Raw genomic sequence first — 21731 nt, 5'->3', positions numbered from 1 at the left:
GCGAGGATGCCAGCGTCACGAACGGGCTTCCGTGGACGCGGGAGTGATCGCCTCCAGGCTCGCGAGGAGCTGCGGCACGATTCGGTACACGTCGCCGCACCCCAGCGTGATGACGAAGTCGCCGTCGCGGGTGATCGCGGCGACACGGTCGGCCGCGCTCTGCCAGTCGGGGACGAAGTCGGCGTGTGCGGGATCCTGGAAGCGTTCGGTCACGAGAGCACCGGTCACACCCGGCTCGGGGTCTTCGCGGGCACCGTACACGTCGAGCACGACGGTGTGGTCGGCGAGGGTCTCGTACGCCTCGGCGAACTCGCCGGCCATCATGCGGGTGCGGCTGTAGAGGTGCGGCTGGTGGACGGCGATGAGACGGCCGTCGCCGACAACGCTGCGGGCGGCCTGGAGCGCAGCCGCGACCTCGGTGGGGTGGTGGGCGTAGTCGTCGTAGACGCTGACACCGCGGACGGTGCCGTGAAGCTCGAAGCGGCGCTGGGTGCCGCCGAAGATCTCGAGCCCCGAGATGGCTTCTTCGGGCGTGAGTCCGAGACCCACGAGCACGGCGTAGGCGCCAGCGGCGTTCAACGCGTTGTGATGACCCGGCACACTGAGCTGAACGCGTCGGTCGACGCCGTCGTGCCCGAGCGTGAAGGCGACCGGGCCGAAGGAGGTGACGTCGGTCACACGCACGTCAGACCCCTCGGCGCGCCCGAACGTGACTACGTGGGCGTGGTCGAGCTTCGCAGTGACCGCGACAGCTCCGGCGTCGTCGCTGGAGATGACGACGGATTCACTCGCCGCCGCGGCGAACGTCACGAAGGCCTCGTCGAATGCCTCCCGCGAGCCGTAGTGGTCGAGGTGGTCGGCGTCGACGTTCGTGATGAGGGCGATGGACGTGTCGTAGAGAAGGAACGACCCGTCGGATTCGTCGGCCTCGATCACGAAGAGGTCGTCGGAGCCGCCCTTCGCGCTCACGCCGAGCGACTGGATGACACCGCCGTTGACGAAGCTCGGGTCGCGACCTGCCTCGAGCAGCGCCGTGATGATCATGCCGGTGGAGGTCGTCTTGCCGTGGGCACCGGCAACCGAGACGAGCCGCTGCCCCGAGATCAGCCAGGCGAGGGCCTGCGAGCGGTGCAGAACGGGGAGCCCTCTGGCCAGAGCGAGCTGGTATTCGGGGTTGTCTTGCCACAGGGCACCCGTGACGACGAGGGTGTCGGCGTCTCCGACGTTCTCCGCAGCGTGGCCGATGGCGATTCGAGCCCCGAGCGCGCGGAGGGCCTCGACGTTGGCGCTCTCGCGCGAATCGGAGCCCGAGACGGGGATCCCGGCCGCGAGGAAGACGCGGGCGATCCCGCTCATTCCCGAGCCGCCGATGCCGACGAAGTGCGCTCGGCCGATGGTCTCGGGAAGAGGCTGGGTGAGGTCGGGCTTGATCATGCGCCTGCGATTCGTGAGGAAGTGGATGCCGGTGTCGCCTCGAGGACGAGATCGACGGTGCGGTCGGCTCCGTCGCGGACTCCGACCGATGCAGCTCGGGCTGCCATGTCGGCGATACGCGACCGGTCGAGAAGGAGCGGGACGAGATCGCGTCGCACCCAGGTAGGCGTGAAGTCGGCGTCGCGGACGAGAAGGGCACCGCCGGCCTCGACGACGTCGGTGGCGTTGAAGCGCTGCTCGCCGTTGCCGACCGGATAGGGAATCAGCACGGCGGGAAGGCCGAGAGCGGTGAGCTCGGAGACGGTGGCGGATCCTGACCGTGACACGACGAAGTCGGCCGCGGCGAGGGCGAGATCCATGCGGTCGCAGTACTTGAGCAGGTGGTAGTTGCTGAGCGATGTCGACGTCAGCTCGGACTTCTCCCCCGTGATGTGCAAGATTTGCCAGCCCGACCCGATGACGACCTCGGCCGATCGCGAGAGAGTCTCGTTGAGCTTGCGCGCTCCGGTCGAGCCACCGGTCACGAGCAGCGTCGGCAGGTGTGGGTCGAGGCCGAAGAACTGCAGAGCCTCGTTCTTCACCGCACCCCGGTCGAGATTCTCGATCTCATCGCGGAGGGGCATGCCGACCTGGCGGGAGTGCCGCAGCTTGGTCGATGCGAAGACGACGCCGACGTACTTCGTGAAGAACGCACCGAGAACGTTCGCGATGCCGGGTTTGGCGTTCGCCTCGTGGACGACGATCGGCACGCCGTTACGCCTCGCGGCGAGATAGGCGGGAGCGGCCGCGTAGCCACCGAATCCGACGACCACGTCGACCGAGTGCTCCTTGAGAATCCGCCGCACCCCGCCGATCGAGCCGAGGATCTTGGCGGGAAAACGCAGCGCCGCAGCGTTCAGCCGCCGGGGAAAGGGCAGACGCGGAACCGTGAGCAATTCGTAGCCCCGAGCCGGCACGAGGCGGGCTTCGAGACCCTCCGCAGTGCCGAGCACGAGGATGCTCGCGCCGGGGTCACGCTGGCGAAGCCGGTCGGCCGTTGCGAGAAGGGGGTTCACATGCCCGGCGGTGCCGCCGCCGGCGAGGAGGTACGTCGTCACCGGAGAGACCCTACCGTCTCGGCGGAGACGCGAACTGGCGTCTCGTCACCCGGTCGACGGTGGAGGAACGACAGGATCACACCGATCGCGACCAACACGAAGATGAGCGACGAACCACCTGCGCTGATGAGTGGGAGAGGCACCCCGAGCACCGGGAGAAGGCCCAGCACGACCGCGATGTTGACGAGGGCCTGACCGATGATCCAGGTCATGATGCCGCCGGTGACGATACGGACGAAGGCGTCGTCGGAGCGGCGCAGCACCTTGATGAACGAGACGGCGAGAACGATGAAGAGGCCGAGTACGACGCACGCGCCGATGAGGCCGAGCTCTTCGCCGACGATCGCGAAGATGAAGTCGTTATCTGCCTCGGGCAGCCACGACCACTTCGCCTTCGAGTTGCCGAGACCGACCCCGAAGACACCGCCCGATGCCAGCGCCCAGAGGCCGTGAGTCGTCTGCCAGCAGGTCGACTGGTACGCCTCTTCTGAGCTGCAGCCGGAGAGCCACGCGGCGATGCGATCGGTACGGGAACTCGCTGTGGCCGTGATCACCGGGATGGCGACGGCGAGGAGTGCGAGCGGTACGAGGAAGAATCGGAGCTTGACTCCGGCGATGAAGACGGCAACCGCCACCAGCATGAGCAGGATCAGGGTGGTGCCGAGGTCGCCGCCCTTGAGCACGAGGGCCAGAGCGATCCCGACGACCGGGACCAGCGGCACGAGCAGCTCTTTCCACTCGCCGAGCTTGCGCTCTTTCTTCACCAGGATCATCCCGATCCAGATGGTGAGGGCGAGCTTGAGGAACTCCGACGGCTGGGCGCTGAACGAACCGAGTCGAATCCAGTTGCGGTTTCCGCCCACCTCGACGCCGAGAGGGGTGAACACCAGCAGCTGCAGGAACATCGACGCGACGAGCAGGTGCCAGGCATAGCGCTGCCAGGCCCAAACGGGCACCCGCGACACCACGAGCATCAGCGGGATGCCAATCGCGGCGAAGATGCCCTGGCGGAGGAAGGCGCCGAAGAAGTCGTGCGTCTCGACGTACTGCTCGACGCTCGACGACGACAGCACCATCACGAGGCCGAAGATGGCGAGGAAGAGGGCCGTGCCGAGGATCACGAAGAACGCGGTCGACTCGGCGGCGAAGAGGCGCCGGACGGCGACGAGAGCCGCCCCGGGCGTCTGGTCGGGTTCGGCCGTGCGGGATCCTTCGCCTGCTGCTTTTCGGGCCGCGCGCTCAGCCCGCAGTCGGCGCGGGAGGCTGGATGGGGTGGTCACCATCGGTGTCTCCTGCCAGGTGGTCGTGGACGGCCCGTGCGAATGCCTCACCGCGGGCGCCGTAGTCGGCGAATTGGTCGAACGATGCCGCAGCCGGGGCGAGCAGGACGGTGTCTCCTGACTCGGCCACCGAAGCCGCAAAGGTCACGGCACGAGGCATCACTCGTTCAGTGTCGGGCTCGTCGACCTCGAAGACGGGTATGCCGGGCGCGTGTCGCGCGAAGGCCTCCCTGAGGATTTGCCGGTCGGCTCCGATCAGCACGGCAGCCTTCACGGCGCGGGACACCTTGTCGACGAGCGGGGCGACATCGACGCCCTTGAAGAGGCCGCCGACGATCCAGACGACGCTGCCCGCGGCCGACAGCGATGCTTTGGCCGCGTGCGGGTTGGTCGCCTTGGAGTCATCGATCCAGGTGATGCCGGAGCGGGACGCGACGACCTCGGAGCGGTGGTGGTCGGCTCGGAACGCGGCGGCGGCGAGATGGATGGCGTCGGGGGCGACCCCCAGGGCGCGAGCGAGCGCGGCCGCGGCCAAGACGTCTTCGACGAGGTGGTCGGCGCCGAGGCCCGACGACGCAAGCGTGTCGAGCGTGGTCAACTCGAGCGCCCGGTGGGCTCGGTCGTCCAAGAACGCACGGTCGACGAGAAGGTCTTCGACGACGCCGAAGTCGCCGACGGGCGGGGTCGACAGGCCGAAGCCGATGGCGCGGCACCCGTCTTCGACGTCGGCTTCTTGCACCAGGAGTCGAGTCGCGACGTCGGCCCGGTTGTAGACGCAGGCGACGACCGTGTTCGCGTAGACCCGGCCCTTCGCTCGGCGATACGCGTCTGCTCCGCCGTGCCACTCGAGGTGGTCGTCTTCGATGTTGAGGCAGACACTCGCGATGGGGTGCAGGGCACCCGGCCCCTCGATCGGCAGGTAGTGCAGCTGATGGCTCGAGAGCTCGACCGCGAAGACGTCGAACCCCTCGGGCTCACGGACGGCGTCGAGCACCGGCAGCCCGATGTTGCCGCAGGCGGCGACGCTTCGGCCGTCGGCGGCGATCATGGCGGCCGTGAGCTGGGTCGTCGTGGTCTTGCCGTTGGTGCCGGTGATCAGCACCCAGTCGGCGGGCCGACCGGTCTTCGCCCCCAGCACCTTGTCGCGCACGCGCCACGCCAACTCGACGTCGCCCCAGACTGCCGCTCGGCTCGACAGGGCCCAGACGACCAGCGGGTGATGCGGCGCGAAGCCGGGGCTGACGACGACCACGTCGGCGTCGAACTCGATGAGCTCGTGCGGAGGATCCGACAGGTCTTTCTGCGTCACCAACCGCACGCCGATCACGGGCAGCAGCTGCGCTTGATCGGACGAGTCGTCGGGCGCGACGACCAGCACCTCGGCTCCGAGCTCGGCCAGCGTGTCGGCGGACGAGAAGCCGGAGACCCCGAGGCCGAGCACCGCGACGCGGAGGCCCTTCCAGTCGGCGTGCCAGCTCGTGAGAGCGGCGAGGCGGTCGGCCAGGGGTGTCGTATCGGGCATCAGACCCTGCTGATCCATTCGAGGTAGAAGGTGCCGACGCCGGCTGCGACGAAGAGACCGCCGATGATCCAGAAGCGGACCACCACTGTCACCTCGGCCCACCCTTTGAGCTCGAAGTGATGGTGCAGCGGGCTCATCAGGAAGATGCGTTTGCCGTGGGTCAGCTTGAAGTAGATCCGCTGGAGGATCACCGAGCCGGTCACCACGAGGAACAGGCCGCCGATGAGCACGAGGAGGAGCTCGGTGCGGCTGAGGATGGCAAGAGCAGCGAGTGCCCCGCCGAGACCGAGCGAGCCGGTGTCGCCCAGGAAGATCTGCGCGGGCGAGGTGTTCCACCAGAGGAAGCCGATGAGGCCTCCCGAGATGCAGGCGGCGACCACGGCGAGATCGAGGGGATTCGTCGTGGTGTAGCAGGCGTTCTGCACCGCCTGAGCACTCGTGCAGAGCTGGTTGTTCTGCCAGAAGCCGATGAAGATGTACGAGCCGATCGCGAGGATCGAGGCGCCCGTCGCGAGACCGTCGAGCCCGTCGGCCACGTTCACGCCGTTCGAGGCCGACGCCGTGATCATGACGACCCAGATGCAGAAGAGGATCGCCCCGATCAGCGACCCGGCGAACGCCAGGTCGAGCCAGGGAATGTCGCGGACACCCGAGATGAAGGTCGATGCGGGCGTCTGGCCGTTGCGCCCCTTGATCATCAGCGCGAGCACGGCGAAGATGACCGCCACGACGACCTGACCGAGGATCTTCGCCCAGCCGGTCAGCCCGAGACTGCGCTGGTTGCGCACCTTGGTGAAGTCGTCGAGGAACCCGACGAAACCGAGACCGACCATCATCAGCAGCACGAGGAGCCCGCTCGAGGTGAGGCGGTCTCCGCCGACGAGGTGCCCGACGAAGTAGCCGAGCACCGTGCCGAGGATCAGGACGATGCCGCCCATCGTGGCGGTGCCCCGCTTCGTGTGGTGCGACTGCGGGCCGTCGCTGCGAATGAACTGGCCCCACCCCAGGTGGTGGAACAGCCGGATGAAGAGCGGCGTGAGCAGCAGGGTGAAGATCAGCGACACCGAGCCGCCGACGAGAAGAGCGATCATGCCGTCACCCCCGCGAGGCGGTCGCCGAGGAACCGGAGACCGGCCGACTTCGACGACTTGACGAGCACGACGTCGCCTTCGCGCTGGTCGGCGCGAAGAGCCTCGTAGGCGGCGTCGATGTCGGGCACGAGGGTCGATTCGCCGCTCCATGAGCCTTCGAGACCCGCGGCCATGTGAACGTGCCGCGCCGCGTCGCCGACGACGACGAGCTTGTGGATGTTGAGGCGCACGATGAGTCGGCCGATCCGGTCGTGCTCCTCTTGCGCGTACTCGCCGAGTTCGGCCATCTCGCCGATGACGGCGACCGACCGCTGGTCGGGGCCGACGATCTGCGCCAGCGTCTTGAGCGCCGCCGCGACGGAGTCGGGGCTGGCGTTGTACGCGTCGTTGATCACGGTGATGCCGGGGCCCCCGTCGAGGACCTCCATGCGCCAGCGCTCCGCGCGGGTGACGCCCTCGAGCACGGAGGCGGCCCGGTCGACGTCGAGACCCCATTCGCCGGTGACGGCGAGGGCGGCCAGGGCGTTCATGACGTGGTGCTCGCCCAGAATTCTGAGGGTCACGTTCTTCGTCAGACCGGGGGCGTTCAGGGTGAAAGCCGTGCCCTCGGCGGTGACGGCGATGTCGGAGGCGCGGTACTCGGCGGAGTCGCCGAATCCGAACGAGACGACGCGGGCCCGGGTGAGGTCGGCCATGGCCGCGACCCGGAAGTCATCAGTGTTGAGGATCGCGGTCGCGGTGCCCGGCAGGTCGGTGACCATCTCGGACTTCGCCTTCTGCGTCGCCTCGATTCCGCCGAACTCACCGGCGTGAGCGAGGCCCACCTTCAAGACGACGCCCGTGTCGGGGCGGGCGATCGCGACGAGGCGAGCGATCTCGCCCGCGCCGGAGGCACCCATCTCGACCACGAGGAAGCGTGTGTCGTAGTCGACGCGCAGCATGGAGATCGGTGCGCCGACGTGGTTGTTGAACGACCCTTCGGGCGCCACAGTGGGGCCGAGGTCGGACAGGATGGCCCGCAGCATGTTCTTGGTCGACGTCTTGCCGTTCGATCCGGTCACTCCGACCACGCGAAGGGGCTCGGTCGGGGTCTTGGCGTCGCGCACCCTCTGCACGACCGCGGTGGCGAGGGCCGACAGCGCGGCCACTCCGTCGTCGACGAGGATCCGAGGCACCAGCGCCTCGACCTCGCCCTCCGAGATCACGAGGGCTGCGCCGTTCTCGACCGCCTGCGGCACGAAGAGGCGGCCGTCGGTGGTCTCGCCGGGCAGCGCGAAGAAGATCGACCCCGGAGTGGCGAGGCGCGAGTCGGTCTCGACCGAGCCGTCGACGACGAGCTGATCGGTCGTCTCGGGCGTGAGAGCCAGGGTGCCACCGACGATCGCGTGGATCTCGGCGAGAGTCAGAGCGATCACTCGGCCCACCCCGCTTCGCGGAGGGCGTCGCGCGCCTCGTCGCGAGCCGAGTAGGGCGTGCGCACGCCCTGGATGTCGCGGTAATCCTGGTGGCCGGGGCCAGCCCAGAGAATCGAGTCGCCCTCCCCCGCCATCGCAACGGCCCGGCGGATGGCCGCCTCCGGCGGGCTCACCTCGTGGATCTCGTGATCGGGGTACGCCTCGCGAGCCGCGTTGACCAGCGTGGTGCGGATCGACGCCGCGTCTTCGAAACGGGGGTGGTGATCGGTGACGACCAGGATGTCGGATCCTTCTGCCGCGACCCGAGCCATCTCGGGCCGCTTCGTAGTGTCGCGGTCGCCGTCGGCGCCGAACAGCATGATGACTTTGCCGGGGGTGAACCGGCGGACGGCGGCGAGGGTGTTAAGGAACGCGTCGGGGCTGTGACCGAAGTCGACGAAGACGCTCGGGCCGCGGTCGCCGGAGACTCGCTCGGTGCGACCCGGAAGGTACGCGACGATGCCGCCGTCTTCGTCGAGCGACTGGCCGATGGCCTCGAGCTCGAAGCCCGCTTCGACCATCATGACGATGGCGAGGGCGGCGTCGGCCGCCATGTGCCAGCCGATCATGGGCACCCGGGTAACGAGCGAGCGGCCCTCGGGCCCGCTCAGACGGAACTCCGTGTAGGCCGCCTGCTCATCGAGCAGTTCGATGGTCCAGTCGGCGTCGCGGTGCTCATCGGTGCCCGCGGGCTTGATGGTGATCGTGGTGACCGGGATGCGGCACGCCTCGACCACGCGCTGCCCGTAGGGCGAGTCCAACGAGACGACGGCGCGCTTGGCGCGATCCGGCTGGAAGAGGGGCAGCTTCGCCTGGAAGTACTCCTCCATGTCGGCGTAGTCGTCGAGGTGATCGTGGCTGAGATTGGTGAAGCCGGCGACGTCGAAGACGAGGCCGTCGACGCGGTGTCGGCTGAGGGCCTGGGCACTCACCTCGATGGCGACGGCTCGCACCTCGCTCTCCCGCATCCGGGCGAGGAGCGCATGCATCTCGCTCGCCTCGGGGGTCGTGAGACGGGAGACGACAGTGAGGTCTCCGATGTGGCGTTCGGCGGTCGACGAGAGTCCGGTGACGAGGCCCATCTGCTTGAGGATGCCCTCGAGCAGGTACGACGTCGAGGTCTTGCCGTTGGTGCCGGTGACGGCGAAGAGGAGCGGCGTCTGCTCAGCTGTGCGATAGACCCAGGCCGACACGTCGCCGAGGGCTGCACGAGGCGAGTCGACGAGCACGACAGGCAGGCCGGACCCGCTGGCGAGCTCGGCTCCGCGGGCGTCGGTCATCAGGGCGACGGCTCCGCCCTCGCGGGCCTTCTCGGCGAACTCGGCGCCGTGGCGGTGAGCGCCGGGCACTCCGACGTAGAGGTCGCCGGGGTGGAGATCGCCGGTCGACAGTGTGACGCCGGTGATCTCGATGCCGTCGAGCGAGCCGATGTGCTCGAGTCCGAATTCGCTGGCCAGCTGGCCGAGCGACCTCGCCGAGGGATGTTCCGGTCGAAGAACCGGGGGGATCCGGGCACTCAAAGAATCCTCATTTCTTGCCTGGTCATATGTCGGAACGGGTGGAAGGGCAACGGGTCGGGTCGCTTCTCACCACGTATCGGGAAGGTTCGTCGCCGGGGTGGTCGACGGCTTGACCCGATAGTTCTCGAGGACCTGGGACATTATCTCGCGGAAGGCGGGTGCCGCCGCGAACGAAGTCTTCAGCGTAGTCGGCTTCGTGAAGGTGACGAGCACGACGTACTGCGGGTTCTCGGCGGGTGCGATACCCGCGACGGAGATGATGTAGTCGCTTCCGTAGCCACCACCGGGTGCGTCGGCGATTTGAGCCGTTCCCGTCTTGGCGGCGACGTTGTAGCCCGAGATCGGTGTCATCCCCGCGAGGGTTCCTTCGGGAATGGTGTTTTCGAGCATGTCGACCACGTCGTTCGCCGCCTTCTCCGAGACGACGCGGGTGCCCTTGGCGCTCGGCGTGTCGGTGACCGTGCCGTCGCTCTGCTTGCATCCCTTGACCAGGGTGACCGGCATGCGCACGCCGCCGTTCGCCAGGGTCTGATAGGCACTGGCGATCTGGATGGCGCTCGTGCCGATTCCCTGACCGAACATCGAGTTGATGTTCGTCTGGCTGTCCCAGCTGCTCGGCGTTCCGAGCTGCCCGACCGACTCGCCGTTGAACTTGACCTCGCTCTTCGAGCCGAAGCCGAACTTCTTTAGATAGTCGTAGCGGGTCTGCTTGGAGAGTCTTTCGCCGACCTGGGTGATGCCCACGTTCGACGAGTTCGCCAGAATTCCGGCGAGAGTCAACTGCTCGGTGTCGTGGAACTCGGCGTCGGCGATGCGGCCGCCCCACGGGAAGGTGCGGCTGTACGGCACCGTCTCCTGCGTGGCCGGAGTCGCGACGCCCTGGTCGATAGCGGCGGCCGCGATCAGCGACTTGACGGTCGAGCCGGGCTCATACGAGTCGGTGAACGCCTTCGATCCGAGGTTCGACGTCGACGACCCGTCGACGTTGTTGGGGTCGACGCTGTCGGAGTCGGCCACGGCCAGAAGGGATCCGTCAGACACCTTCATCACGATCGCCGTGCCCGATGTGGCACCGATTGCCTTGACCTGCTCTGCGAGATCCTGCTGCACCTGGTACTGCAGGTACTCGTCGATGGTGGTCTCGAGCACGCCCCCGTCGACCGCCTTCTTCGTCGTCACCGTGCTGCCGGGCAGCTTGACGTTGTCGAGACCCCGCTCGTAGGTCTCGGAGCCGTTCGTCCCGGCGAGGCACTTGTTGTACTCGAGCTCGAGCCCGGCCTGAGCACCGTCGGTGCCCATGAAACCTGTCAGGTTGCCGGCGACGGCCCCATTCGGATAGGTGCGAGCCGTCGTCCGCTTCGGGTAGATCCAGGAGATGCCGAGCTTCTGGATCTTCTCGTAGGCATCGACGTCGACGCTCCCGACGAGTTTCGCGTAGACGCTCTTTTTGTCGGCGGTCAGCGCCTTCACGATGTCAGAGGCCTTGGCACCCGTGGCAGCCGCGATCTGATCGGCGGTCTGCGAGAGCGTGTATGTGACCGACTTGCCGCCGACCGTGGTCTTGTAGCCCTTCTGGGCATAGGCCGGAACAGCCGTGATGTCGTAGCGCACGACGGTCTTGGCCAGCACCTTGCCGTTCGTGTCGACGATCGACCCGCGATCGCCGTAGAGGATCGTCGGCACCGAGCGTTTGCCGAGACTCTGCTTGTTGAGCGTCGATGCCTGCACGACCTGGATGTCGACGAGTCGCACCACGAACACCGCCACGAGGGCGAAGATGACGATCGCAGCGATGGTCGTCCGGTGTCGACGATGCCGTGTAGCGGGTGTTGGCCTGGCTGATCTCACGAGAGGTTCCTCACCGCGGCCGCCGACTGGCGGAGCCGCACATCTGGGTCACATGCGAGCCGGTGCTTCAGGCCGCGTGTCGCTAGCGGGTCTCGGGAGCCGCGAGCTGATTCGTGGGCGACGCTACCGAGTCGCCGGTCGACTTCGAGGCTGCCGCGCCCGAAGTCGCCGAAGTAGAAGCTGTGGATGTGCCCGACTCCTTCTTCGAAGAGGTCTTGTCGGTGGCCTTCTTCGTGACGACCGGTACGCCGTCGAGCAGGCTGTTCGTGATCAGGTTGTCGGAGGTCGCCTTGTCGCTCGCGGCCGGAGTCGGCGTTCCGTAGACGTGGTCGTTCGAGAGGTCGAGGTACACCGGGTTCTGGTTGCGCACCATTCCGAGCGCCGTGGCGTTATTAGCGATGTTCTGGGGCGACGACAGCACGCCGAGCTTCTCGGAGTACTTCTGCTGGGTGCGGGCCAGAGACGTCTGCTCGGCCTGCAGCGACGAGATCTGGTAGGCACCGCGACTCAGCGCGATGCTCAGCCCGAGCTGGGTGAGCAACAGCACGAAGAGCGCTGCAGTCGCGATCAGCGCGTAGACGAGGCGCGGGCGCGACTGACGCTGCGACCTCGACGTGACGATCTCGATGAGCCGGCGCCGCGGCCCGAGATCGGAGAGGACGTCGTGCTCGTCGCGTTCGTCGTCGAGGTGCGCGAGGGCGAGGTTCGTGCTCATGCGTGTCTCCGGATTCGCTCGGCCGCGCGGAGGCGGACGGGGGTCGCTCGGGGGTTGAGGTCTTTCTCCTCATCGGACGCCAGTTCGGCCCCGCGGACGAGCAGAGAGAACTCGGGCCGGTGCTCGGGAAGTTCGACGGGCAGACCGGCCGGTGCCGTCGATTTCGATCGCGCCGCCAGCTCGCGCTTGACCAGGCGGTCTTCGAGCGACTGGTACGACAGCACGACGATGCGACCGCCCACACGGATGCGCTCGAGCGCGGTCGGAAGCGCCGACTCGAGGGACGCCAGCTCGGCGTTGACCTCCACCCTAAGGGCCTGGAACACCCTCTTGGCGGGGTGGCCGGCTCGGCTGAGGGCAGCGGGAGTGGCCTCTTGAAGCAGGTCGACGAGTTCGCCGCTGCGCACGAGAGGCTTTTGCTCACGGCGCTCGACGATGAAGCGCGCGTACCGCGGGGCGAGCTTCTCCTCGCCGTACTGATAGAAGATGCGCCGTAGCTCCGCCTCGGAGTAGGTCGCGAGAACAGTCTCGGCGGTGACGCCCTGAGTGGGATCCATCCGCATGTCGAGGGGGGCGTCTTTCGAATACGAGAACCCGCGGTCTACGCGGTCGAGTTGGAGCGACGAGACGCCGAGGTCGAACAGGACGCCCTCCACCTCGTCGATGCCGAGGTCGTCGAGAGCACGGCCGATGCCGTCGTATTCGGTGTGAACGAGCTTCGCCCGCTCGCCGAACGCGGCAAGTCGCTCCCCCGCCAACGCCAGGGCCTCGGTGTCACGATCGAGCCCGACAAGCGTGAGGCCCGGAAAGCGCGTGAGCATTGCGTGTGAGTGGCCGCCCATTCCGAGCGTCGTGTCGACGACAACGGCACCGGGCTTTTCGAGGGCCGGGGCGAGCAGGTCGAGCGATCGCTCGAGAAGCACGGGGGTGTGGATTTGTTCATCTGCCATGGTGACCGGCTCTGGATCCTTAGGCCCTGATCCCCATCCATCCCACCTGGCACCGGGGAAGGTGTGCCAGGGGTGGACGGCTGGGAGTCAGGGCCGAAGGGTCAGAAGACGCCGGGGATCACCTCCTCCGTGGTGTCGGAGAAGTGCGCTTCTTGCTCGGTGTAGTAGGCGTTCCAGGCCTCGGTGGCCCAGATCTCAGCCCGATTGCCCGCGCCGATCACCGTGAGGTCGCGGCCGAGGCCGGCGTACTCGCGGAGGTTCGCCGGGATCGTCACGCGGTGCTGCTTATCGGGGATCTCGTCGGAGGCACCCGACAGGAACAGCCGCAGGTAGTCGCGCGCCTGCTTGCTCGTGATCGGCGCTTTGCGGATCTGCGTGTGAACGTCTTCGAACTCGCGCTGGCTGAACACGTAGACGCAGCGCTCCTGCCCACGCGTCATGACCAGGCCTGAAGCCAGCTCGTCGCGGTACTTGGCAGGAAGGATGATGCGGCCTTTCTCGTCGAGACGGGGCGCATAGGTGCCGAGAAACATGCCACCCCCACTCGCCCGCCGTTTCCTCCACTTTACTCCACGATCCCCCACCAATTCGAGTGTTTGCCCCAAAGAGGGGGTTTCTGGGAATAAAAAAGCCCACGAACACAAGGATCCGCGGGGTGGAGGAAAAGGGAGCGTTTTTGGCTCAAATGGGAGGTTTCGCCGCGCGAGATGGCGCGTTCGACGTCGTTTCGCCGCATTCTCGGCACATACGGCCGTTTCGCCGCAAGTGATCGAACGCCCGAGGGCACAAAAAAGAGCCGACCCGAAGGTCGGCTCTCTTTATCGAACTGGTGTTACGCGGACGCGTTCAGCGCTCGTCGGGGTTCTGGCGGCGCTCCCACCGCTGGTTGAGGCGGTCCATCATGCTTCCGCCCGAGGACCCTTTGGCACGACCGGATCCACCGGTGGAGGACGAGGGAGGGACCGGGGCGGGGCCGAGGTTTCCGCGGCGACGCGGCGGGGCTATTGCGAAAAGTGCCCCCGCGAGGAGGAGAACGAAACCGGCGACGCCGATGAGAGGCTGGCGGAAGGCGACACCGGCGACGATGACGGCGATACCCGCGAGAGCCCCCAGGATTCCGACAACGACCAGCGTGTAACTCGGGCGCCCTCGCCGCGAGTTCATGGTGGTGACGAAATCGGAGTCGTTGTTATAGAGGCTTCGCTCCATCTCTTCGAGCAGCCGCTGCTCCTGTTCGGAAAGAGGCATCTTGGTTCCCTTCAAAAGCTGTGCCCACTCACTAGAAGGGAGGGAACGGATTCCGCCTTCTGCGGTGGCCGGCTACGCCTGAGATTCACGCGTACCGACTAACTACGAATCTTACGACCGCCCCCTGTGGTTAGGCTAGGCGCGTGGCTGAGAGTACGCGGTTAGTAGACGTCGTTCAAGAGCGGATCGACACCTTCCTCGAGGGGCAGCGACCGCATCTCGCCGCCATCGGATCCGACCTCGACCCGCTTGCCCGATTCTCGGCTGACCTCCTCCACGGCGGTAAGCGCTTCCGGGCCCTCTTCTGTTACTGGGGCTGGCAGTCCGTCGCGGGTCTTGACACTGCAGACGATCCCCTCGCCCCCGCCCCCGGCGCAGACCGCCTGGCGACAGTCATCACCGCGTCGGCCGGCTTGGAGTTCTTCCACGCTGCCGCCCTGGTTCACGACGACATCATGGACAACTCCGATACCCGTCGCGGTCGTCCCGCCGCGCATCGACGTTTCGAATCACTGCACCGCGACGAATCCTGGCTTGGCGACGCCGCCTCCTTCGGAACCAACTCGGCACTCCTCTTCGGCGATCTGCTCCTCTCCTGGAGCGACGAGCTCGTCTCCGACGCATTTGACTCGCTTCCCTCCCGCGGCGCCGCGAAGGCCGCGCGGCGCGAGTTCAACCGCATGCGCACCGAGGTCACTGCGGGCCAGTACCTCGACATCCTCGAAGAGAGCGCGTGGCGAAGCGTCGACGACGAGATGCTCCTGGGCCGCGCGCAGCGGGTCATCGTCTACAAGTCGGCCAAGTACTCGATCGAGGCGCCCCTCACCATCGGCGCGGCCATGGCGGGCGGAACACCCGACCAGCTCGAGGCCCTCCGCCGCTTCGGGCTCCCCCTCGGCATCGCCTACCAGCTCCGCGATGATCTCCTCGGCGTCTTCGGCGACCCGTCCGTCACCGGAAAACCCGCGGGCGACGATCTGCGTGAAGGAAAGCGCACGGTGCTGATAGCGACCGCTCGCGAGAACCTGCCGCCGAGCGCCGTCCGGCTTCTCGACGAGCTCCTGGGCGACGCCGACCTCGACGATGACCAGATCGCGATGCTCCAGGCGACGATCCGCGAGTCGGGTGCTGTCGACGCGATCGAGGAGTCGATCGCCGATCAGGTGTCGAAGGCGCGACAGGCAATCGACGCTGCTCCGCTCGCTCCGAGCGCCCGGGCCCAGCTGTCGCAGCTGGCCGAGACGGTGACGGCTCGTACGGCGTAGCGCCCGGATCCTGAGCTGTCGTTTCTTCAGCACGACCACGGGATGGGCTCTGCATCGGGCGAAGCCCGGCTGCCACTCCTTCTCAGCGTCGCTGACCTACGCCTTTACAGCAGGGATTGCGCGACGCGCCGCACCTCGGCCTTGCGCCCCGCCTGCAGCGCGGCGACGGGCGACGTGCCGAGCGATTCTTCGTCGGAGAGCATCCAGTCGAGCGATTCGTCGTCGCTGAAGTGGTTGTCGTGGAGCACGGTCAGGGTGCCGCGCAGTTCGTGCATCGGTTCGCCGTCGACGATGAACAGCGCAGGGATCTTGCGGACTCCGTCGACGTAGGCGGCTACGAGCACCCGCTCGTCGAGCATGCGTCGCACGCGGCTCGCGGTCGTGCCGAGTCGGTCTGCGGCGTCGGGCAGGGTCAACCAGGTGATGTCGGAGAACCAGGGGCGCGTCGAGATGTCTGTCACTCGATAACTGTGCCACGGACTGCGTCGCGCGTTGTACTCCCCCGGTTTGGGGCCTCGATCACTCCAGTCACACCAGCCTCGTTAATTGACTTGCCTATACATGTGTGCCAGCGTTGACCTTCGACGACACGCCGACCCGGCCGACCGGCACCGCCACGATCAGGGGATCACATGACCGAGCACGACCTTCCCGTCAACCGCAGCGCCGCCTACCGCATCGGTCGCGGCATGCTGGGCACGGTTCCGATCGTGATCGCCTCGTCGATGGTGATCAGCGCGAATCTGACCGGTCCCCTCTTTCTGCACGACCAGGCTCAGCCGCAGCCCAAGAAGCCCGGCATCAGCCCGGCGCCCAAGACCACGATCGACCTCAGCACCGTCGAGCACGAGCGAGCCGCGATCGAGTTGACCGCCGTCACGAACGACGCCACCATCGAGACCGCCTCGGCTCCGACGACCTACCGGGTGAAGACCGGCGACACCGTCTCGGCCATCGCCGGCCGCTACGGCCTGTCGACCGCCTCGGTTCTGGCTCGCAACGGCCTCAGCTGGAAGTCGACGATCTTCCCCGGCCAGACCCTCCACCTCTCGTCGAAGGCGCCGGCGAAGGCGCCCGCCAAGTCGACCGCCAAGCCCGCCTCCTCGACCGGAACGGCGTCGACCCACACCGTCGTGCGCGGTGACACCCTGTCGGCCATCGCGAGCCGCCACGGGGTCTCGACGCAGGCGCTCCTGAAGGCCAACGGCCTCGGGCTGACGAGCATCATCTACCCCGGTCAGAAGATCAGGATCCCCGGATCCTCGGGTACCGCCTCGCCCGTGGCGAGCTCCGGGTCGTCGGCATCCGGCGGCTCGGCATCGTCGTCGTCGAGTGCGTCCTCCTACGTGATCAAGTCGGGCGACACCCTCTCGTCGATCGCGAAGAAGCACTCCACCACGGTCGAGAAGCTGCTGAAGGCGAACGGTCTGAGCTGGACCAGCACGATCTACGCGGGAAAGAAGCTCACCATCCCCGGGCGCGGAGGCAGCGTCGCCCCGGCTTCGAGCTCGCCCGCCAAGCCCATCGCCTCGAGTGGCTCGGTCTCGGCCTCCGCGCTCGACGCCGAACAGCGCGGAAACGCCCGCACGATCATCTCGGTCGGTCGCTCCCTCGGAGTGAGCGACTATGGCATCGTCATCGCTCTCTCGGCCGCCGCGCAGGAGTCGAGCCTGTACAACCTGAATCGCGGAGACCGCGACTCCGTCGGGCTGTTCCAGCAGCGCCCGAGCATGGGGTGGGGTTCGCGCGCCAAGCTGCTCGACACGGCCCACGCGACGCGACTCTTCTTCGGCGGAGCTCACAACCCCAACGCGGGCAAGACCTCCGGCCTCCTCGACGTGAGCGGCTGGTCGCGCATGACCGTCACGCAGGCCGCCCAGGCCGTCCAGATCTCGGCCTACCCCACCGCGTACGCCAAGTGGGAGCGCTCTGCGCGCCTGTGGCTCGCCACTCTCTAGTCGACAGGTCGATAACGGTTTGCGCCGATCCGGTGAGCCTCTGCTCTCTCCCGGCGTGGCGTCCGTAACATTCCTCGGGTGAGTGCCAATCAAACCGACCCGATGATCGGACGTCTTATCGACGGTCGATACCAGGTCCGCTCACGCATCGCCCGCGGCGGGATGGCGACGGTCTATCTCGCCTCCGACCTGCGACTCGAACGACCCGTCGCCGTCAAGATCATGCACGGCCACCTCGCCGACGACGAGAACTTCAAAGAACGGTTCATCCAGGAGGCACGCTCCGCCGCGCGTCTGGCGCACCCCAACGTCGTGAACGTCTATGACCAGGGGCAAGACGACGAGTCCGCCTACATCGTGATGGAGTACCTGCCGGGCATCACCCTCCGTGAGCTCCTCCACGACCACAAAGTCCTCACGCCCGAGCAGGCCACCGACATCCTCGAGGCCGTCCTCGCCGGTCTGGCTGCCGCCCACCGCTCCGGTATCGTCCACCGCGACCTCAAGCCCGAGAACGTGCTCCTCGCCGACGACGGCCGCATCAAGATCGGCGACTTCGGTCTGGCTCGGGCCGCCTCGGCCAACACCGCCACCGGTGCGGCCCTGCTCGGCACGATCGCCTACCTCTCCCCCGAGCTCGTCACCCGCGGCATCGCCGACACTCGCAGCGACATCTACGCTCTCGGCATCATGCTCTACGAGATGCTCACCGGCGAGCAGCCGTACAAGGGCGACCAGCCCATGCAGATCGCCTATCAGCACGCGAACGACACCGTACCGATGCCGAGTGCAGTCAACCCCCGCGTTCCCGCCGAGCTCGACGAGCTCGTCCTTTGGGCGACGGCCCGCGACCCTGATCAACGACCGCGCGACGCCCGCGCCATGCTCGACCACCTGTTCGAGCTGCAGCGCGGCGGGGTCGAGCCCGGTGCCACCGCGATCAACCGCACGATGGTGCTGCCGCCGGCCATGGCTCCTGTGGGCCCTTCAGGGCGCGATACGGGGGGCCAGGGGCCGACCGGCGACACGCAGATCCTCTCGGGGGCACGTCACCGCACCGGGTCGGTTCTCCCGGCGGGTTCGTCGAACGCCGACGCGCTGTCGCGGAAGGCCACTGCCCGCCGCAAGCGCGGCGTGGTGTGGCTCGTCATCCTGCTCGTGCTCGCCCTCGGCGCGGGGGGAACGGCGTGGTGGTTCAGCACGGGCCCGGGCGCTCATGCCTCGGTGCCCTCGATCTCGGATGCAAGCGTCGCAAGTGCCACGTCTGTGCTCGAGAGTCGCGGATTCACCGTCGCGAAGACGCGCGCCAAAATCTACGACGCTGTCATCCCCTCGGGCAAAGTCACCGGCACGAAGCCGCGCGGTGGGGCGGTCGTCGGCAAGGGCTCGACGGTGACTCTCATCGTCTCGCAGGGGCCACGCTCGCTTCCGCTTCCCGACGTCGTCGGCTCGTCCGAGAGCGCAGCGAAGTCGAAGCTCTCCTCGTCGTTCACCCTTCAGCAGTCGAACCATCGATTCGATACGGCCGCAAAGGGCACCGTCCTGGCCATCTCGGGAAAGAATTCGGCGGGAGCGACGGTGGATCTGGGATCCGCGTCCACGTATCGAGAGAAACGACCGATCACGCTCACGGTGTCTCTCGGACCCGTGCCCGACGTGAGCGGCAAGGCCTTCTCGGACGCCATAGCGACCCTCAGCGAAGTCGGCCTGAAAGGTGTCGAGACGTCGAGCGAATACAGCGACAGCGTCTCGCAGGGCCTCGTGATCCGGCAGGGTATGGCCGGCGACGGCCCGGTCGTCGAGGGGGCGACCGTCAACCTGGTGGTCTCGAAGGGGCCGATGCCGATCGAGGTGCCGAACGTCTCGGGCAAGACCCTGCGAAGCGCCCAGACCGAACTCGAAGGGCTCGGCCTGATTGCGTCGTACCCGACCTGCACCAACATCCTCTGCGCCGTGATCGACTGGAAGTCGACGCTGAAAGTGTCGTCGATGGAGCCGGGTGCCGGCACCACAGCGTTCAAGGGCGACACCGTCAAGCTCAGCTACAACCAGTAGGCGTAGCGACACCGGTGGGCTTAGCGCCGCCGGTCAGTCGCCGTCGCGCCGCCGGTCAGTCGCCGTAGCGCATGGGGCTGACACGCCGGATGCGCCGAAAGTGCCCAGGTAGTCGCTGACCCGCAGGGACAGTCACCACCTGAGCACTTTCGGTAGTGCCGACTAGGACTATTCGGCCGCGGCCGACAATTCTTCGGCGACCAGGAACGCGAGCTCGAGCGACTGCATGTGGTTGAGACGCGGATCACACAGGCTCTCGTAGCGCGTTGCGAGGGTGGCCTCGTCGATGTGCTCCGACCCGCCCAGGCACTCGGTGACGTCGTCGCCCGTGAGCTCGATGTGGATGCCGCCCGGGTGGGTGCCGGCCGCACGGTGCGCCTCGAAGAATCCCTTGACCTCGTCGACGATCTCTTCGAACCGACGCGTCTTGTAGCCCGACGGAGTCGTCATTCCATTGCCGTGCATCGGGTCGGAGACCCAGAGCGGCGTGGCGTCGGCCGCCTTGATTGCCTCGAGGAGCGGCGGCAGCGACTCGCGAATCTTTCCGGCGCCCATCCGCGTGATGAAGGTGAGACGACCCGGCTCGCGCTCGGGGTCGAGCTTGTCGATCAGACGCAGCATGTCGTCGGGCGTCGTGGTGGGGCCGAGCTTGACGCCGATCGGGTTGCGGACGCGCGACAGGAAGTCGACGTGAGCGCCGTCGAGGTCTCGGGTGCGCTCGCCGATCCACTGGAAGTGCGACGACAGTGCGTAGGGCGCGCCCGTCCGCGAGTCGATGCGCGTCATGGGCCGCTCGTAGTCCATCAGGAGGGCCTCGTGGCAGGTGTAGAACTCGGTGCGCCGCATCTCGTCGAAGTCGGCACCGGCCGCCTCCATGAACCGGACAGCCTTGTCGATCTCGTGGGCGAGGTGCTCGTACATCGAGTTGGCCGGGTTCGATGCGAAACCCTTGTTCCAGGAATGCACCTGGCGGAGATCGGCGAACCCGCCCTGCGTGAAGGCGCGGATCAGGTTCAGGGTCGAGGCACTCGTGTGGTAGCCGCGGACGAGGCGAGCAGGATCCGGCTGCCGCGACTCGGGCGTGAAGTCGTAGCCATTAATGATGTCGCCCCGGTAGGCCGGAAGCGTCACGCCGTCGCGGGTCTCGAAGTTGCTCGACCGGGGCTTGGCGAACTGACCGGCCATGCGGCCCATCTTGATGACCGGCACGCTCGCGCCGTAGGTCAGGACGACGGCCATCTGCAGGATCGTCTTGACCCGGTTGCGGATGTTGTCGGCGGTCGCGCCGGCGAAGGTCTCGGCGCAGTCACCGCCCTGCAACAGGAATGCCCGGCCGGCGGCGGCATCGGCGAGCCGATCTCGCAGAGTGTCGACCTCTCCGGCAAAGACGAGCGGGGGGTACGTGGCGATCTCGGCGGAGGCCGCCTCGACCGCGGACGGGTCGGCCCACTCCGGCTGCTGCTTGATGGGCAGGGTGCGCCAATAATCCAGTCCGGCGATCACATCGGGATCAGCAGAAATAACTGGGTAATCGGTCTGGAGCACTGTGTCCTCATCGCGTGGCTGAAGGTCGGCGATCGATCGATCGCGACCCTGGGAGCCTATCGCGAAAGGGCGGCTCGCCTCTCTTTGACCGACGAGGCATAGACGTCGGCGTACTCCTGGCCAGAGAGGACGTTGAGCTCGTACATGATCTCGTCGGTGATCGACCGGAGGATGAACCGGTCGCCCTCGAGACCCTCGAACCGGCTGAAGTCGAGGGGCTCGCCGAACACGACGCCGATGCGGTGCAGGTGCGGTCGCTTGGATCCGGTGATCATGACCTTCTGAGTGTCGATCATCGCTACGGGGATCACCCGGACCCGACCCTCGAGGATCATGCGCGCGACTCCCGTGCGCCCCCGGTAGAGCCGCCCGTCGGGGCTCCTGGTGCCCTCGGGATAGATGCCGAGCTGCTCGCCCCGAGCCAGCACTGCGAGCCCGGTGTTCAGGGATGCCTCGGAGGCCTTGCCACCGGACCGGTCGATCGAGAGTTGGCCGGTCGCGTTGAAGAAGAGGCGCGTGGCCATGCCCCGAATGCCGCGTCCCGTGAAGTAGTCGCTCTTCGCGAGGAACGAGAGCCGACGCTCGAGCACGAGCGGCAGGAAGATCGAGTCGACGAACGAGAGGTGGTTGCTCGCAAAGATCACCGGGCCCGACTCGGGAACGTTCTCTTTGCCGACGACCCAGGGCCGGAAGACCGAAAGCAGGATGGGCCGAAACAAGAACGTCTTCATGATCCAGTAGAACAACGG

Annotated in this window: 18 protein-coding genes; 3 read left to right on the top strand and 15 right to left on the bottom strand. The window is 67.1% G+C overall.

The features are described from left to right. Positions 1 to 15: 15 nt before the first annotated feature. From murC to EDF39_RS12635, 12 genes are all read right to left on the bottom strand, one after another. The gene (gene murC / locus EDF39_RS12690) at positions 16 to 1434 is read right to left on the bottom strand and encodes a UDP-N-acetylmuramate--L-alanine ligase (protein WP_123943687.1); all 1419 of its coding nucleotides are present in this window, start codon (positions 1432 to 1434) and stop codon (positions 16 to 18) included. Continuing rightward, positions 1431 to 2531 (bottom strand): glycosyltransferase, encoded by a 1101-nt coding sequence (locus EDF39_RS12685; protein WP_123943685.1) that lies wholly within the window; start codon positions 2529 to 2531, stop codon positions 1431 to 1433. The genes murC and EDF39_RS12685 overlap by 4 nt, the downstream gene beginning before the upstream one ends. Further along, positions 2528 to 3814 carry a putative lipid II flippase FtsW gene (gene ftsW, locus EDF39_RS12680; protein WP_084815844.1) on the bottom strand — a complete coding sequence of 429 codons (1287 nt, stop codon included), beginning with the start codon at positions 3812 to 3814 and terminating at the stop codon, positions 2528 to 2530. Before ftsW ends, EDF39_RS12685 begins: the two co-directional genes overlap by 4 nt. Beyond that, positions 3771 to 5333 (bottom strand): UDP-N-acetylmuramoyl-L-alanine--D-glutamate ligase, encoded by a 1563-nt coding sequence (murD, locus tag EDF39_RS12675; RefSeq protein ID WP_123943683.1) that lies wholly within the window; start codon positions 5331 to 5333, stop codon positions 3771 to 3773. The genes ftsW and murD overlap by 44 nt, the downstream gene beginning before the upstream one ends. Next, a complete protein-coding gene (mraY, locus tag EDF39_RS12670; RefSeq protein ID WP_123943681.1) occupies positions 5333 to 6424 on the bottom strand; it encodes a phospho-N-acetylmuramoyl-pentapeptide-transferase in 1092 nt (363 codons plus the stop codon). The genes murD and mraY overlap by 1 nt, the downstream gene beginning before the upstream one ends. Continuing rightward, a complete protein-coding gene (gene murF / locus EDF39_RS12665) occupies positions 6421 to 7839 on the bottom strand; it encodes a UDP-N-acetylmuramoyl-tripeptide--D-alanyl-D-alanine ligase (protein WP_123943680.1) in 1419 nt (472 codons plus the stop codon). The genes mraY and murF overlap by 4 nt, the downstream gene beginning before the upstream one ends. Continuing rightward, on the bottom strand, positions 7836 to 9398 hold the full coding sequence (locus tag EDF39_RS12660) for a Mur ligase family protein (protein WP_123943678.1): 1563 nt from the start codon (positions 9396 to 9398) through the stop codon (positions 7836 to 7838). Before EDF39_RS12660 ends, murF begins: the two co-directional genes overlap by 4 nt. A gap of 66 nt (positions 9399 to 9464) precedes the next feature. Further along, positions 9465 to 11246: a penicillin-binding protein 2 gene (locus EDF39_RS12655; protein WP_084815843.1), complete on the bottom strand. Its 1782-nt coding sequence runs from the start codon at positions 11244 to 11246 to the stop codon at positions 9465 to 9467. Between the two features lie 82 nt (positions 11247 to 11328). Continuing rightward, entirely contained in the window at positions 11329 to 11961 is a 633-nt protein-coding gene (locus tag EDF39_RS12650) for a hypothetical protein (RefSeq protein WP_123943676.1), read from the bottom strand. After that, on the bottom strand, positions 11958 to 12911 hold the full coding sequence (rsmH, locus tag EDF39_RS12645; RefSeq protein ID WP_123943675.1) for a 16S rRNA (cytosine(1402)-N(4))-methyltransferase RsmH: 954 nt from the start codon (positions 12909 to 12911) through the stop codon (positions 11958 to 11960). The genes EDF39_RS12650 and rsmH overlap by 4 nt, the downstream gene beginning before the upstream one ends. 101 nt (positions 12912 to 13012) lie before the next feature. Then, complete coding sequence (gene mraZ, locus EDF39_RS12640; RefSeq protein WP_123943673.1) at positions 13013 to 13444, bottom strand: division/cell wall cluster transcriptional repressor MraZ; 432 nt, start codon at positions 13442 to 13444, stop codon at positions 13013 to 13015. Positions 13445 to 13757: 313 nt separating this feature from the next. Then, a complete protein-coding gene (locus tag EDF39_RS12635; RefSeq protein WP_055957507.1) occupies positions 13758 to 14159 on the bottom strand; it encodes a DUF3040 domain-containing protein in 402 nt (133 codons plus the stop codon). Between the two features lie 143 nt (positions 14160 to 14302). Here EDF39_RS12635 and EDF39_RS12630 point away from each other — a divergent pair, with 143 nt between their 5' ends. Continuing rightward, entirely contained in the window at positions 14303 to 15424 is a 1122-nt protein-coding gene (locus EDF39_RS12630; protein WP_123943671.1) for a polyprenyl synthetase family protein, read from the top strand. A 104-nt stretch (positions 15425 to 15528) separates the two neighbouring features. On the opposite strand, the gene EDF39_RS12625 is transcribed toward EDF39_RS12630, so the two are convergent. Continuing rightward, a complete protein-coding gene (locus EDF39_RS12625; protein WP_255410126.1) occupies positions 15529 to 15885 on the bottom strand; it encodes an Rv2175c family DNA-binding protein in 357 nt (118 codons plus the stop codon). Between the two features lie 171 nt (positions 15886 to 16056). Here EDF39_RS12625 and EDF39_RS12620 point away from each other — a divergent pair, with 171 nt between their 5' ends. Then, a complete protein-coding gene (locus EDF39_RS12620) occupies positions 16057 to 17382 on the top strand; it encodes a LysM peptidoglycan-binding domain-containing protein (protein WP_123943669.1) in 1326 nt (441 codons plus the stop codon). A 78-nt stretch (positions 17383 to 17460) separates the two neighbouring features. After that, on the top strand, positions 17461 to 19437 hold the full coding sequence (gene pknB, locus EDF39_RS12615) for a Stk1 family PASTA domain-containing Ser/Thr kinase (protein ID WP_123943667.1): 1977 nt from the start codon (positions 17461 to 17463) through the stop codon (positions 19435 to 19437). A 168-nt stretch (positions 19438 to 19605) separates the two neighbouring features. Here pknB and EDF39_RS12610 read toward each other — a convergent pair whose 3' ends face one another. Next, entirely contained in the window at positions 19606 to 20940 is a 1335-nt protein-coding gene (locus tag EDF39_RS12610) for a class II 3-deoxy-7-phosphoheptulonate synthase (RefSeq protein WP_055957497.1), read from the bottom strand. Positions 20941 to 21038: 98 nt separating this feature from the next. After that, complete coding sequence (locus EDF39_RS12605; RefSeq protein ID WP_055957495.1) at positions 21039 to 21728, bottom strand: 1-acyl-sn-glycerol-3-phosphate acyltransferase; 690 nt, start codon at positions 21726 to 21728, stop codon at positions 21039 to 21041. Positions 21729 to 21731: the final 3 nt, after the last annotated feature.

This window comes from Frondihabitans sp. PhB161 (assembly GCF_003814635.1).
Taxonomy (GTDB): domain Bacteria; phylum Actinomycetota; class Actinomycetes; order Actinomycetales; family Microbacteriaceae; genus Frondihabitans.
The sequence above is the reverse complement of the archived record's forward strand: the minus strand, read 5'-3'. Positions and strand labels throughout refer to the sequence as shown.